The sequence below is a fragment of the Actinophytocola sp. genome (assembly GCF_050699935.1).
GTDB lineage: Bacteria > Actinomycetota > Actinomycetes > Mycobacteriales > Pseudonocardiaceae > Actinophytocola.
Genome location: NZ_JBOHGB010000179.1, coordinates 1 through 13,685 on the forward strand (window position 1 = coordinate 1; position 13,685 = coordinate 13,685).

The following is a 13,685-nucleotide window of genomic DNA, read 5'->3' on the forward strand; positions in this document are numbered from 1 at the left end:
ACCAAGGCACCCGGGTAATCCGACCCCGACGCCGACCCCCTGGCCGCGACCACCATCCCTCCACCGAGATCTGGAACCGCAGCATCTCCACACTGCGCGCTGCGGTCGAACGGGCCATCGCCCACTGAAAGAACTGGAAAATCCTCGCCACCGGCTACCGCGGACGCCTCACCGAACTCCCCAACCTCATCCGCATCATCACCACCCTCGAGCACTACCGATTCGGCTGGTGACTTCTGAATAACGCTCTTGGACTCGCGGGTCCGGAACGTTGGACTCGCGGGTCGGGAACGTTGGACTCGCGGGTCGGGAACGTTGGACTCGCGGGTTCCGAGTGTTGGACTCGCGGGTCGGGAACGTTGGACTCGCGGGTCGGGAACGTTGGACTCGCGGGTTCCGAGTGTTGGACTCGCGGGTCGGGAACGTTGGACTCGCGGGTCGGGAACGTTGGACTCGCGGGGTGGGTCAGGCCTCGGCGGTGGCGCCGCTTCTCGTGGCCGAGCTCTGGTAGTCCGTGTACTGGTACGGGTTGTCGAGGACCTTCGACTCGGGGATGTCCGGGTTCATGCCCTTGCGCCACTCCTCCTCGCCCAGCGTGGCCCTCAGGTACTCGACGGTCTCCTCGACCTCCCGGCGGGCCGCGGCCAGGTCGATGCCGACCAGCCGGCCGTCGTGCTTGACCACCCGGCCGTTCACCAGCACGGTGTGCACGTCGCCGCGCTGGGCCTGGAACGCCACGTGGCCGTAGACGTTCAGCACCGGGAACGACACCGGCGAGTGCTCGTTCTTGATCAGCACGACGTCCGCCTTCCGGCCGACCGCCAGCGAGCCGATGTCCGACCGGCCCAGCGCCGCGGCGCCGCCACGGGTCGCCCACTCCACGACCTGGTCCGCGCGCAGGCTCGAATGCGTCACCGTGTCGCCCTTCGCTTGCGCCTCCAGGTGCTCGCGCGAGCGGTCGGCGCCCAGCGTGGAGCGCATCGCCGAGAAGAGGTCGCCGCTCCACCACACGCTCGTGTCCATCGACAGCGACACCGGGATCCGGTGCGCGCGGATCGCCCACGTGGGCGGATAGCCCTGCCCCGCGCTCTGCTCGCTCTCCGTGGCCACCGAGATCGCGCCGCCCGTCGCCGCGATGCGGTGGTAGCAGTCGGCGGACAGCGACGCGCAGTGCACGTAGATGTTCGACGGCGTCATGAAGCCGTTGTCGTACATGAGCCGGATGCCGTCGTCGCTCGTCGCGCCCCAGACCCCCGCGTGCGTGGTGACCGCGACGCCGAGGTCACGCGCCACCTCGAACGCCGGCTTCTCCGGGAACGACGGGTCGCCCGTGACGTCGAACGCCAGCTGGAAGCCCAGCAGGTCGTCACCGGTGATCCGGCGATTCACGAAGTCGCGGAACTCGGGCGCGCCGCTCCACACCGCCGGCGGCTGCTGGAGGTTGCCGTACGCCAGCACGAACCGGCCCGGCACCGACCGCAGCGCGTCGACCGCCGCGTCCGCGTGGTCCACGGTCTGCAGGCCGTGCGACCAGTCCACGCACGTCGTCACGCCGGCGTCCAGCGCCTCGATCGCCGCGAGCGTGTTGCCGGCGTGGATGTCCTGCGGGCGGAAGTTCTTGCCGTGCTCCAGGTAGTACCAGACGAAGTACTGGGTCAGCGTCCAGTCCGCGCCGTAGCCGCGCATCGCGGTCTGCCACATGTGCCGGTGGGTGTCGATCATCCCCGGCATCACGATGCCGTCGGACGCGTCGACCACCGCCGCTCCCTCGGGCGCCACGAGGTCACGTCCCACCTCGGCGATCCGGTCGTCGAGGACGAGGACGTCGGTGCCGGGGAGCACCGAGCGTGCGTCGTCCATCGGCAGCACCGTGCCGCCGCGCAGGAGAACAGGTCTGCCCGGTTCGAAGTCGTTCATCGGTGAACTCCTCACCTGCTGCTACGCGGGAATGCGGACAGTTGTCCGCGATGCGGTCGTCCGTTCGCTACTCTGGTGAGCGCTGCGGGAAAAGTCAATGGTTGCGCCAGCAACGAGGAGGCGCCATGCCACGGGAAGGCACCGGGCCGGACTTCATCGAGGCGCTCGCGCGCGGGCTCGACGTCATCACCGCTTTCGAGCCGGGCCGGCCCGTGATGACGCTCGCCGAGGTCGCGACCGCCACCGGGCTCGCCCGACCGACCGCGCGGCGGATCCTGCTGACCCTCAACGACCTGGGCTTCGTCCGCGCCGAGGGCCCCGGGTTCGCCCTCACCCCGCGGGTGCTCGACCTCGGCGTGTCCTACGTGCGCTCGCAGGGACTGTGGGACGTCGCCCGCCCGCACCTGGAGGAGCTGTCGGCGGCCACCGACGAGTCGTGCTCGATCGCCCAGCTCGACGGCTCGGACATCGTCTACGTCGCGCGGGTGGCGGTGCCCAAGATCGTGGGGCTCACCGTGCAGATCGGCACCCGGTTCCCCGCGCTGCAGACCTCGCTGGGCAAGGTCCTGCTCGCCGCGCTGTGCCCGGAGGAGGTCGACCAGGTGCTGGCCGAGCCCACCCGGTCGGGCCTCACCGCGCGCTGGCAGCCCGACCGCGCCGAGCAGGACGCGGAGTTGCGCGAGGTCCGGGCTCGCGGGTGGGCGCTCACCGACCAGCAGCTCGCGCTGGGCATCCGCTCGGTCGCCGCTCCCCTGCGCGACGGCTCGGGCAAGGTCATCGCCGCGCTGAACGTCAACACGCATGCGGCCGAAACGACCGTCGAGCACCTGGTCGGCCACCACCTGCCGCTGCTACTGAAGGCGGCCGGCGAGATCAGCGCGGACTTCGCCCGGCTGGCGGCCGTGCCGCACGTGACCCGCACCGAGGCGTCTTGACGCTCGTCCGGAACGTGGCAGGATCGCCTTGACGGACATCTGTCCGCGATACGGACGGAGGCTTCGTGAGCGAGAGTGAGGGAGCGTTCGCCGGCTGGACTGACGAGCAGCGCAGGCGTCAGGAACGAACGCCGAGCAGCGCAGGAGGGAAGCCGGCGAGTCAGCGACCGAACGAAGCGAACCAGGGGACGCTGACTGGTCCGCTCGACGGGATCCTGGTCGCCGACTTCTCCCGGATCCTGGCCGGCCCGTACGCGACGATGCTGCTCGCCGACATGGGTGCCGACGTCGTAAAGGTCGAGGGCCCGAAGGGCGACGACACCCGCTCCTGGATGCCGCCCGTGCGGGACGGCGAGTCGACCTACTACCTGGGCATCAACCGGGGCAAGCGGTCGATCGCGCTGGACCTGCGCGACGAGGCCGACGCGGAGCTGGGTCGGGAGCTGGCGCGGCGGGCGGACGTGTTGATCGAGAACTTCAAGCCCGGCGGGCTGGACAGGTACGGGCTGGACTACAACTCCGTGCGCGCGGACAACTCCGGCCTGATCTACGCCTCGATCACCGGCTTCGGGACGGGCGCTGGCCGGCACGTGCCCGGCTACGACCTGATGGTGCAGGCGATCTCGGGCCTGATGAGCCTCACCGGCGACCCGGACGGGCCGCCCTACCGCGCGGGGATCTCGGTGTTCGACGTGATGGCCGGCAACCACGCGGTCATCGGCATCCTCGCCGCGCTGCGCCACCGCGACGCCACCGGGCGGGGCCAGCACGTCGAGGTGAACCTGCTGTCCTCCGCGCTGACCGGGCTGGTCAACCACAGCTCCGCGTTCGCCGCGGGCGGGGTCGTGCCGTACCGGATGGGCAACGCGCACCCGAGCGTGTTCCCCTACGAACCCTTGCCCACCAAGGACAACGACCTGATCGTCGCGGCCGCCAACGACAGCCAGTTCCGCAGGCTCTGCGAGGTGCTCGGCATCCCCGAGGTCGCCGACGACCCCAGCTTCGCGAGCAACGCCGACCGCACGGAGAACCGCGAGCAGCTGCGCCCGCTGCTCACCGATCGGCTCGTCGAGCGCGGCGCCGTCGAGTGGTTCGACCTGCTCGTCGAGGCCGGTGTCCCCTGTGGACCGATCAACACGATCGACGGCGGGTTCGCCATGGCGGAGCGGTTCGAGCTCGACCCGATCGTCGAGGTCGGCGCGGGCGGGCGGGCCGTCCCGACCACGCGGCACCCGATCCGGTTCTCCGCGACCCCGGTGTCGTACTCACTGCCCCCGCCCGAGCTCGACGAGCACGGCGTGGAGCTCCGGAAGTGGCTGGGGGACAAGGATGCCTGAGTACCCGACCGCGCTCGGCGCGTCCTCGCGCGACGCCATCACGTTGCTGGGCAAGGATCTCGCCGCGGACGTGATGGGCGAGGTCGGCTTCGGCGAGCTCGCGTTCTGGCTCGCCACGCAGCGGCGCCCGACCCCAGGTGAGACGCGGGTGTTCGAGGCGGTGCTCGCGGCGCTCGCCGACCACGGGTTCACGCCGACCGCGATCGTCACGCGGCTGACCTACCTGTCCGCGCCGGACTCCGTGCAGGGCGCGCTCGCGGCCGGCCTGCTCGGCGGCGGCTCGCGGTTCCTCGGCGTCACCGAGGACTGCGGGCGGTTCCTGCACGCCGTGCTCGACGGCCGGCAGCTGCCGCTGGACGTGCAGATGGACGCTGCCGGGTGGGACGAGCTGGCGCTGGAGGTCGTGACCGCGGAGCGGGAGGCGAAGCGGTTCGTCCCCGGCCTCGGCCACCACGTGCACAAGGAGGTCGACCCGCGCACGCCGCGGCTGTTCCAGATCGCCCGCGAGGAAGGCCTGCTGGGGCCGCACCTGTCGCTGTTCGCGGCGATCGGCCGGGTGCACCCTCGGGTGCTCGGCCGGACGCTGCCGCTCAACGGTGCCGGGGTTTGCGGGGCGGCTCTCGCCGACCTCGGCCTGCCGCTGGAGCTGTTGCGCGGCTTCGCATTGCTCGCCCGCACGGCCGGGCTGATCGGCCAGCTCGCCGAGGAGCTGCGCAACCCGGTGGCGAACGACGTCTTCCTGTCGGTGGACCTGAACAACACGTCCGTACCCCCGGAACCGTACGGCTCGAACGACGGAGGTCGGCATGGCTGAGCTGGTCGCGGTCATCGCGTCCACCCATCATCCGTTCTACTACCGGGCCAGCACCTCGACCGGCGAGGACCGACCGCCCTTCGCCGACGAGTGGGTGCGCAAGGTGGAGGCGTTCCGGGAGACGCTGACGAGAGCCCGGCCCGACGTGCTGGTGATGGTCGGGTCGGACCACTTTCACCAGCTGTGGCTGGACAACATGCCGCAGTTCCTCGTCGGCAAGGCACCGTTCTACGACGCCAACTGGTACAACGAGGAGCGCGAGTTCGGCCTGCCGCGGATGACGATGCGCGGCGACGAGGACCTGTCGGCCTACCTCCTGCGCGAGGGCATCGACGCCGGCTTCGACCTGGCGTTCTCCAACGAGCTGCGCATCGACCACTCGATCACGTGCCCGATCATCACGCTGCGGCCACAGAACGACCTCCCGATCGTGCCCATCTATACCAACATCTTCGCCCCGCCACTCCCCCGGCCGATTCGGTTCGTCCAACTGGGACGGAAGATCCGCGAGCTGGTGGAGTCCTGGCCGTCCCAGCAGCGCGTGGCGGTCATCGGCACCGGCCACCTGTCGCTCGAGCTGGGCGGGCCACGCCAGTTCGGGCCGCACGGGCCGGACCCGGAGTTCGACCGCAAGGCCGTCGAGTGGATCTCGACCGGGGACATCGAGGGCTGCTGCGGCGAGGTGACGCTGGACAGCCTGCACCTGCCGGGCAACGCGACCCACGGGTTCATGGACTTCATGCTGATGATGGGCGTCGCCGGCGAGGGCCGCAAGGCCGACTACGTCGACACCTACGACCTGTTCCACACGATGGAGGCCTACTTCACCTGGTACCCGAACGGAGCCCGCTCGTGAGCGAGCTTGCGAGCGAACCAATGTCACAGGGCGACCGCGAGCGGCGCCTCGGAGCCTGCGAGGAGGCGTCGTGAGCGAGCCTGCGAGCGAACCAATGTCACAGGGCGACCGCGAGCGGCGCCTCGGAGCCTGCGAGGAGGCGTCGTGAGCAAGTACCTCCTCGACAAGTTCCTGTTCACCGTCGACCGCGACCCGGAGCTGGTGGAGCGGTACCGAGATGATCCACAAGGGACGGTCGCGTGGTGGGAGGCCGAGCAGGCCAACAAGATCCTCAACTGCCACGGCACTGAGGCGTCGACGTGGCTGACGTTCGACGACACCGAGCGTGCCGCACTGTCCACTCACGACTATCCGAGGCTGTTCGAGCTGGGCGCGCACCCGTTCCTCACGCTGACGTTGTTCATCGCGATGTTCGAGCGCGACCACGAGGGGCTCGGCTTCCAGCTCGAGTACGCCCGGCGGCTCGCGCACAACTCGCTGCCCTATCCGGACATATCCACATGACGAGCCACCCGACGAGCCACCCGAGCGACCGGACGCGCGCCGCACAGATCATCGAGCCCGGCCGGCCGCCGGTGGTTACCGACCGGCCCGCGCCGGCGCCGGGCCCGGGCGAGGTGCTGGTCGAGGTGCGGGCCGCGCCGATCACGCCGCTGGACCTGTTGTGCGCCAGCGGAACCTCGTACTTCGGCGTGCCGGCCACGCCGTACGTGCCCGGCGTGCAGGGGGTCGGCACGGTCGTCGGCGGGGTGGCCGGGCGGACCGTGTGGTTCCCGACCTCGGCCGGGATCGCGCCGGGCGACGGCAGTATGGCCGCGGTCGCGGTGGCCCGGGCCGACGAGCTCGTCGAGCTGCCCGCCGGGGCGGACCCGGTCGCGGTCGGCGCGCTGGGGTTGTCGGCGGTCGCCGCGCACCTGGCGCTCACGTGGCGCGGCGAGCTCGCGGCCGGCGAGCAGGTGGTCGTGCTCGGCGCCGGTGGCGTCGTCGGGCAGGCGGCCGTCCAGCTGGCCCGGGGTGCGGGCGCCCGCCGGGTGGTCGCGGGCGCGCGGTCACCGGACGGGCGGGAACGGGCGGCCAAGGCGGGCGCGGACGCCGTCGTCGCGCTCGACACCGAGGACGTCGACGAGCTCGCGGCCCGGTTCGCCACCGCCACGGACGGGCCGGTGGACCTGGTGCTCGACCCGCTGTTCGGCGCGCCGGCCGCGGCCGCCGCCCGCACGCTGCGGGCCGGCGGGCGGCTGGTCAACCTGGGCGGCTCGGCGGCCGAGACCTGCCCGATCGACTCGTCGACGCTGCGCAGCAAGTCGCTGCGGCTGCTCGGGTACACCAACACCGAGCTGACGGCGGCCCGTCGCGCGGAGGCGATCACGTACGTCGCCGAGCAGGCCGTGGCCGGACGGCTCGCGGTCGCGCACGAGACCGTGCCGCTGGCCGACGCCGGCGCGGCCTGGCAGCGGCAGGCCGACGGCGTGGCGTCGGGCCGAATCGTCCTCGTCCCGTAAGCGGCCTCTTAGTCCACCCGGCGCACCATCGGCAGCTTCGCGCGCGTGGCCACCATCGCGACGGCGACCGCGAGCAGCGGCACGACCGCGACCGTGACGGCCAGGTTCGACCACGGCACCGCGAACTCCAGCTGCCCCGACAGCGGGCCCACGGCGAACCCGAGGACCCCGCCGAGCGCCACGCCGAGCACGGTGCCCAGTCCACTGAGGACGAACGCCTGCGCGCCCGCGAACGTGCGCCTGCGGCGGGGCTGTGCGCCGATGGCCGCGAGCGTCGCCAGGTCGGCCCGGCTCTCCGCGACCGACAGCGCGACCGTGATGGCCACCCCGAGCAGCGTGACGAGCCCGGCCCCGGCGGCGAGCGACATGTTGACCACGTTGAGCTCGTCCGCGGTCTCGGAATGCTCCCACACGTCGAACCCGTGGTCCTCGGCGCTCGTGATCGCCGCGTCGACCTCGTCCGCGCTCGCCGAGGCCGAGTGCGGCACGGCCGCCATGTCGACGGTCTCGGTCCAGCCGTGCGCCCGCGCCGTCGCGGGAGAGACGAACGCGCCGGGCAGCGAGAAGTAGGCCGTGCCGTCCGGGCGTGGCTGGTGCCGTGCGGGCAGCACGACCGGCTCGGCACCCTCGGTGGAGGGCTCGGTGCGAGCGGTCCCGTTCGCCATGACGCAGTCGTCGAGCACCACGGCCTCGCCCCGGTCCAGTGCGGCCAGCAGGCCCGGGTTCGGGCGCTCGTCCAGGACGAGCGCCAGGACCTCGGGGCTCGCGACGCCGACCCCGGAGAACGGGCAGGTCGGCGACCCGCCCGAAGCGAAGCCGACCATGGAGCCGGCCTCGTCCTGGACGGTCCGCACCTCGACCACCGACGACTCGGGCAGCTCCGCGGCCACCTCGCCGGTTCCCTCCACGAAGTCGCGGCGCTCCTCGGCGGACGGTGTCTCGCCGACCGCGTTGATCGACGGATCGGGGCGGACCATGATCGTGTTGTCCGGCTGGTTGCGCAGGTCGCCGGCCGCGACCGCGGCGAACGAGAACGCCATCGTCACCGAGCCGGTCACGACGATCATGATCGCCGCGACGGCCGGCACGGTCCGGTGCCGGTGCCGCCCCGCGTCGCGCAGGGCCAGCCGGCCGGACAGCGGCAGGCGGCCACCGGTGCGGGCGAGCGCGGCCACCAGGCCGGAGGTGATCATGATGATCCCGGCCACCGCCAGCAGCCCGGCCACCAGCACGCCGATGGTCGGCAGCGTGTGGTCCGCCTGGACGTAGTTGTAGGTCTGCTCCCGCACGGCGAGGTTCTCCTCGATCTCCCGGCGAGCCAGCATCCCCGAGCCGAGCACGCCCACGACGCCCACCGCCAGCAGGACGACCCCGAGCACCGGCAGCCGGGCCCGTAGCGACGTGCTGCGGAAGCGCTGCGCCAGCGCGTCGACCGGCCGCAGCCGGGACGCGCCGACCGCCGGCAGCAGCGCCGCGGCGAGCCCCGACAGCATCCCCACTAGGCCGGCCACGGTGAGCTCGGGCCAGCCGAACCGCCAGCCGTCGACCAGCCGCCCGGTGAGCCCCTCCCACAGCGGCCACGCCGCGAAGATCACCACGCCACCGAGCAGCAGCCCCCCGACCGCGCCGAGCAGGCCGAGGATCAGCCCCTGGGCCAGGACCGTGCGCCCGACGTGCTTGCCGGTGCCGCCGTTGGCCGCGATGAGGCCCAGCTCGCGAACCTGCCGGCGAGCCCCGACCGCGAACGCGGCGCCGGCCAGCAGCACCACCTCGAGCAGTCCGAAGCCGACCACCAGCGCGACCGGCCCGGTCGTCTCCAGCACGTCGTCGGAGCCCAACATCGCCGGGTAGCGATCCCGCTCGGTGTACGCGGTCCGCGGCAGCAGTGTGACGCCGTGCTCCGCGGCGAGCGCCGGCCAGACCGCGTCGACGTCCGTGCCGGACGGCAGGTCGACGAGGAACCTCGACGGTGCCTCCTCGGAGAACGGCGTGGATCCCGGCGAGTCGGCCAGTGCCGCGCCCGGCCGCGCGAAGACCGCCTCCCGGCCGATGGCGCGCGGCGCGACCGCGAGCCCGGTGACCGCGACGGACGGCCCGCCCTCACCGGTGACCCGCGCGCCGGGCCGCAGCACCTCGCCGTCGAGCAGACCAAGGCGTTCCGCGAGCGGCACGGTCACCAGCACCTCGTCCGGCCCGTCCGGCAGCCGGCCGGACTCCAGCCGGGCCTGGTGCGCCGTGAGCGGGTCGCCGAGCGCCACCTCGTCGAGCTGGGTGCGCACGATCCGGTCGCCCTCGGTCAGCCGGAGGGAGGAGCTGGTGAGCTCGGGCACGACCCGCGAGCCCGGCGGCAGCAGGCCGGCCAGGTCCACTGCCGCCGGGTCGCGGTCTCCCTCCTCGGTCGTGTCCGGGTAGGTCCCCGGCTGCCAGCCCGGCAGCGTGCTGAACTGGGTGACCTCCGCCTGGCCGTCCGCGTCGCCCATCGCGTCGTACGCGTTCGCCTCCGCGCTGGTCATGGTCTGCAGCAGGCCGTCCATCACGGTCGCCCCGGCGATCGGCACCGCGATGAGCGACGCGATCAGCACGGACCGCCCGAGGTGGCGCCACATCGACCGCCGCGCGATCCGCAGCGCCGGCCGCCACCCACGGCTCATGACGCGCCCTCGAGCAGGCTGTCCGGGGCGGGCGCCACGCCGGTCTCGTCGACGACCCGGCCGTCGCGCAGGAAGACGATCTGGTCGGCCCACGCCGCGTGCCGGGCCTCGTGCGTGACCAGCAGCCCGGCCGCGCCCTCGTCGCAGCGCGCGCGGATGACCTTGAGCACGGCCTCGCCGGTGTAGGAGTCGAGCGCACCGGTCGGCTCGTCGGCAAGCAGCAGCCGGCGCGGCCCGACCAGCGCGCGGGCGATCGCCACCCGCTGCTGCTGGCCGCCGGACATCTCGTCGGGGAACCGGTCGGCGACGTCCGCGATGTCGACCTCGCGCAGCGCGGTCAGCGCCTCGGCCCGCGCCCGGCGGGCCCGCACCCCGTCGAGCTCACGCGGCAGGGCCACGTTCTCCGCGGCGGTCAGCGCCGGGATGAGGTTGAGGTCCTGGAAGACGTAGCCGACGCTGCGGCGGCGCAGCGCGGCGAGCCCGGCGCGGGTCAGCTCGCCGAGCCGGACGCCCTCGACGCGGACCGACCCCTCGTCGGGCTCGTCGAGGCCGCCGGCCAGCTGCAGCAGGGTCGACTTCCCCGAGCCGGACGGGCCCATGACCGCGACCAGCTGACCGGGGCGTACCGCGAGGCTCACCCTGTCCAGGGCGTTCACCGCGGCGTCGCCGCTGCCGTGCACGCGGGTGACGTCCCGCAGCTCGATCGCGTACTCGGTCATGGGGTCACCTCACGAGTCTCGGTCTCCTCCTGGATCTGCGGCTCGGTCGTCGCCGTACGCGCGGCGCCGCGTCCCGACGGCCGGGGCATGCGGGCGAGCCGCGTCTCGGAGTGGTCGAGCCAGCGCACCTCCGCCTCCGCGCGGAAGATCATCGAGTCGAGCACGAGCAGCCAGGCCAGGTCCTCCCCGTCCGCGCGGGCCTTGAGCCGGGTGAGCTCCTGGAGGTGGCGAACGGTCGCGGTGCGCTGGGCCTGTACGACGGCCCGCGCGTCCACGCCGGGTGTGGTCACCGCGAGCGCGACCTTGATGGCCAGCTCGTCGCGGGGCCGGTCGTCCTGGGTGACCGGCGTGATGAACCAGCGGACGAGGTCCGCGCGGCCGCGGTCGGTGAGCCGGTACACGACCTTGCCCTGCTCGGCGGACGCTCCGGAGTCGCCGACCTCCTCGACCAGGCCGTCACGGTGCAGGCGGGACAGGGTCGTGTAGACCTGCCCGATGTTCAGGGGCCAGGTGGCGCCGGTGGAGCGCTCGAACTCGCTGCGCAGCTGGTAGCCGTACATCGGCTCGCGCTCGAGCAGGGCCAGCAGGCCGTACTTGATGGACATGGATACCGAGTATGCATACCCGGTATCCATTCCGCAACCCGATCACCAGAGATGGGCCACGTCGACGACGAGCCGGCCGGGCAGCGTGAAGACCCGGAACGGCAGCCGCGCCCGCACACCCAGCCCGACGGATGTCGTGCCCTCGAACGAACCGGCCCAGGCCACCTGGCGGAAGGTCCGGAACCCGGCCACGTTCACCAACTCAGCGCGGTTCGCGACGCGATAGGTCGCCCGCCCCGCCGCGTCGTACGCGGGTGCCTGCGCGGTGATCGACAGCTTCGCCCCGCCGCGCAGGGGAACGACCCGCCCGCTCGCGTCCTCGGTCATGGTCGCGACATACCGCACCCAATATCCGGTGACATTTCCACCACGGACGTCCAACACCAGCCTGTCGAAACAATCGTGACGCCCGGCGCGGACGTTCACCAATCGCGGCGATGTGCTCGGATTAGCCGTCTTGTCGCGAGATCCCCACGTGATCCCGCAGTACGGCGCCGATGCCGGGCCCGCCGCCGAGGCCACCGACGCCACCGCGACCGGCGTCAACCCGGCCGCCAAGGCGACCGCCGCGGCGAATACTCCCATTCTTCGCAACATTTTCACCGACTCCCCTCGGAATTCGTACCGCGCATTCGCGGTTCGATGAAAGGAGAGACGTGCGGCGTGCCCGGGCGTTGTTTCCCGTTTCGCCTTCTTGCCAGATCCGGCCGTCCGGGAGCTCGGGAGAGGGAGATCGCGCCCCATCCCTTGTCCGGACTGAGGAATTTCGCCGACACCCCGACGAACGTGCACGTCACCCGCTGCCGAAGCAGACCAGCGGCGTGAGCGGCTCGGTGAGCGCGGCGTCGGCCAGGGCCCGCGCCGGGGCCACGCCGCCGGCCAGCCCGCGATGGTAGGCGGTCATCACGCCGACCGCCGCCTCGTCGTCCATCCGCGCGACGCTCGACACGACGGTCCGCGTGCCGCCGTAGAGCAGGGCGGCGGTGAACCCGAGGATCTCGTCGCCGTCCCGCACGACCGACCGGCCGACGTCGCACGAGGAGAGGATCACGTGCTCGGGTGCCGCGTCGAGCCGGTGGATGTCGTAGGCCATGAGCGGCCCGTCGACGAGGTCGAGTCGGGAGAACAGCACGCTGTCCTGCTCGTGGTGGCCGTGCGTGGCGAAGTGCGCGATGCCGCACCCGTCGAGCGCCTTCATCGCCGACTCGACCGTCGCGTCCTCGCCGAGCAGGGTCTCGCCTCGCGGGTAGATGCCGGACAGCTGCCCGACCTCGTCGGCGGCGTGCGTGAGGTTCGGGCCGGCCACGAGCAGCTCCCCCGCGTCGGGTCGGCGGGGCGTGCGTCGGCCGCCGCACCAGACGGTGGCCGACGGGGACACGGTCACCGGGCGGCCGCGCAGGTCGGGCAGCAGCGTCCACGGGATCCCGGAGAGCGGGCCGGTCGGCACGATGACGAGGTCCTCGTCGCCGAGGTGGCCGCGCAGCGGGGTCATGAGGTGCTCGGTCAGCACGCTGAGCTGGCGGCGCACGGAGGTCCGGACCGTGGCGTCGAGGCCGGCCGGCAGGGCCCGCCCGCACAGCACGTCCAGGTCGCTGCGCAGCCGGGTGGCGGCCTCGGCGGCGATCGCCAGGTCACCGAGCTCGACGATGCGGGTGGTGCGGCCGGTGGCCAGGAACGCGTGGATCCGCCCGCCGACGGTCAGCAGGCTGACGAGCGCGGCACCGGCGGCGGCGAGCTCGGCGCGGACCTCGGCGAGCGAGGCCTCGGCCAGGTTCTCGCCGGTCCCGCTGGCCTGCCAGCTGCGGGCGCGGATCTGGCGCTCCAGCTCCGCGCAGCGGCGCATCGCCACCGGGTCGCGGCGGCCCTCGAGCTCGCTGGCCCGCGCCACCCGGGACCGCTGCCGCAGCTCGGCGAGGGCGTCCGCGGTGGCCGGGTCGTCCAGCGGGTGCACCGCGCGCGAGCGGAACGCCTGCGCGCGGGAATGCTCGAGCCAGCGGAACACCGTGGGCGCCCGGCCGTCGGCCAGCGCGGCGTCCAGGCCGGCGCGGGCGAGCTCGGCGCCGAGCGTGGTGACGCCGGTCTGCAGGTCGATGCTGCCGAAGTGGCTGCGGTGCTCGCCGAGCAGGTCCAGGCCGGCCCGGGCGTGCCGGAACGTGGCGGGGCGGTCGCCGCGGGCAGCCGCGATCCGGGCCTGGACGAGGTGCCGCTGCAACCTGGTGTCCACAGTGGACCGACGGCCGGGCTGGCGGCGCACGCGGGCGGCCGCATCGTCCGCCCGCCCGCGGCCGAGGTGTGCGCGGGCCGCGAGCAGCTCGGCGGCCTCCGCGTCGTTGTCCAGCCCGAGCTCGC

Annotated in this window: 13 protein-coding genes; 7 read left to right on the forward strand and 6 right to left on the reverse strand. The window is 72.9% G+C overall.

Annotated elements, in window-relative coordinates; translation table 11 throughout:
• Positions 1 to 465 precede the first annotated feature (465 nt).
• A complete protein-coding gene (locus ACRDTB_RS33660; protein WP_431436255.1) occupies positions 466 to 1,917 on the reverse strand; it encodes an amidohydrolase family protein in 1,452 nt (483 codons plus the stop codon).
• A 125-nt stretch (positions 1,918 to 2,042) separates the two neighbouring features.
• On the opposite strand from ACRDTB_RS33660, the gene ACRDTB_RS33665 reads away from it, so the two are divergent.
• From ACRDTB_RS33665 to ACRDTB_RS33690, 6 genes are all read left to right on the forward strand, one after another.
• A complete protein-coding gene (locus ACRDTB_RS33665) occupies positions 2,043 to 2,852 on the forward strand; it encodes an IclR family transcriptional regulator domain-containing protein (protein WP_431436256.1) in 810 nt (269 codons plus the stop codon).
• Between the two features lie 191 nt (positions 2,853 to 3,043).
• On the forward strand, positions 3,044 to 4,189 hold the full coding sequence (locus tag ACRDTB_RS33670; protein WP_431436265.1) for a CaiB/BaiF CoA transferase family protein: 1,146 nt from the start codon (positions 3,044 to 3,046) through the stop codon (positions 4,187 to 4,189).
• Positions 4,182 to 5,003 (forward strand): citryl-CoA lyase, encoded by an 822-nt coding sequence (locus ACRDTB_RS33675; RefSeq protein ID WP_431436257.1) that lies wholly within the window; start codon positions 4,182 to 4,184, stop codon positions 5,001 to 5,003. Before ACRDTB_RS33670 ends, ACRDTB_RS33675 begins: the two co-directional genes overlap by 8 nt.
• The gene (locus tag ACRDTB_RS33680; RefSeq protein ID WP_431436258.1) at positions 4,996 to 5,859 is read left to right on the forward strand and encodes an extradiol ring-cleavage dioxygenase; all 864 of its coding nucleotides are present in this window, start codon (positions 4,996 to 4,998) and stop codon (positions 5,857 to 5,859) included. Before ACRDTB_RS33675 ends, ACRDTB_RS33680 begins: the two co-directional genes overlap by 8 nt.
• A gap of 144 nt (positions 5,860 to 6,003) precedes the next feature.
• Positions 6,004 to 6,363, forward strand: a complete 360-nt coding sequence (locus ACRDTB_RS33685; RefSeq protein ID WP_431436259.1) for a hypothetical protein — start codon at positions 6,004 to 6,006, stop codon at positions 6,361 to 6,363.
• Positions 6,360 to 7,361: a quinone oxidoreductase family protein gene (locus ACRDTB_RS33690; protein ID WP_431436260.1), complete on the forward strand. Its 1,002-nt coding sequence runs from the start codon at positions 6,360 to 6,362 to the stop codon at positions 7,359 to 7,361. Before ACRDTB_RS33685 ends, ACRDTB_RS33690 begins: the two co-directional genes overlap by 4 nt.
• Positions 7,362 to 7,369: 8 nt before the next feature.
• Here the strand turns inward: ACRDTB_RS33690 and ACRDTB_RS33695 are convergent, their stop codons facing one another.
• Genes ACRDTB_RS33695 through ACRDTB_RS33710 form a run of 4 tightly spaced genes read right to left on the reverse strand, consistent with a single transcriptional unit; the run spans position 7,370 to position 11,867 of the window.
• On the reverse strand, positions 7,370 to 10,012 hold the full coding sequence (locus ACRDTB_RS33695) for an FtsX-like permease family protein (RefSeq protein WP_431436261.1): 2,643 nt from the start codon (positions 10,010 to 10,012) through the stop codon (positions 7,370 to 7,372).
• Entirely contained in the window at positions 10,009 to 10,731 is a 723-nt protein-coding gene (locus ACRDTB_RS33700) for an ABC transporter ATP-binding protein (RefSeq protein WP_431436262.1), read from the reverse strand. The genes ACRDTB_RS33695 and ACRDTB_RS33700 overlap by 4 nt, the downstream gene beginning before the upstream one ends.
• Positions 10,728 to 11,336 (reverse strand): PadR family transcriptional regulator, encoded by a 609-nt coding sequence (locus ACRDTB_RS33705; RefSeq protein WP_431436263.1) that lies wholly within the window; start codon positions 11,334 to 11,336, stop codon positions 10,728 to 10,730. Before ACRDTB_RS33705 ends, ACRDTB_RS33700 begins: the two co-directional genes overlap by 4 nt.
• 42 nt (positions 11,337 to 11,378) lie before the next feature.
• Positions 11,379 to 11,867 (reverse strand): AMIN-like domain-containing (lipo)protein, encoded by a 489-nt coding sequence (locus ACRDTB_RS33710; RefSeq protein WP_431436266.1) that lies wholly within the window; start codon positions 11,865 to 11,867, stop codon positions 11,379 to 11,381.
• On the opposite strand from ACRDTB_RS33710, the gene ACRDTB_RS33715 reads away from it, so the two are divergent.
• Positions 11,812 to 11,982: a hypothetical protein gene (locus ACRDTB_RS33715; RefSeq protein ID WP_431436267.1), complete on the forward strand. Its 171-nt coding sequence runs from the start codon at positions 11,812 to 11,814 to the stop codon at positions 11,980 to 11,982. The genes ACRDTB_RS33710 and ACRDTB_RS33715 overlap by 56 nt on opposite strands.
• Positions 11,983 to 12,129: 147 nt before the next feature.
• Here ACRDTB_RS33715 and ACRDTB_RS33720 read toward each other — a convergent pair.
• The coding region (locus tag ACRDTB_RS33720) for a CHAT domain-containing protein (RefSeq protein ID WP_431436264.1) at positions 12,130 to 13,685 on the reverse strand (1,556 nt) is incomplete at its 5' end.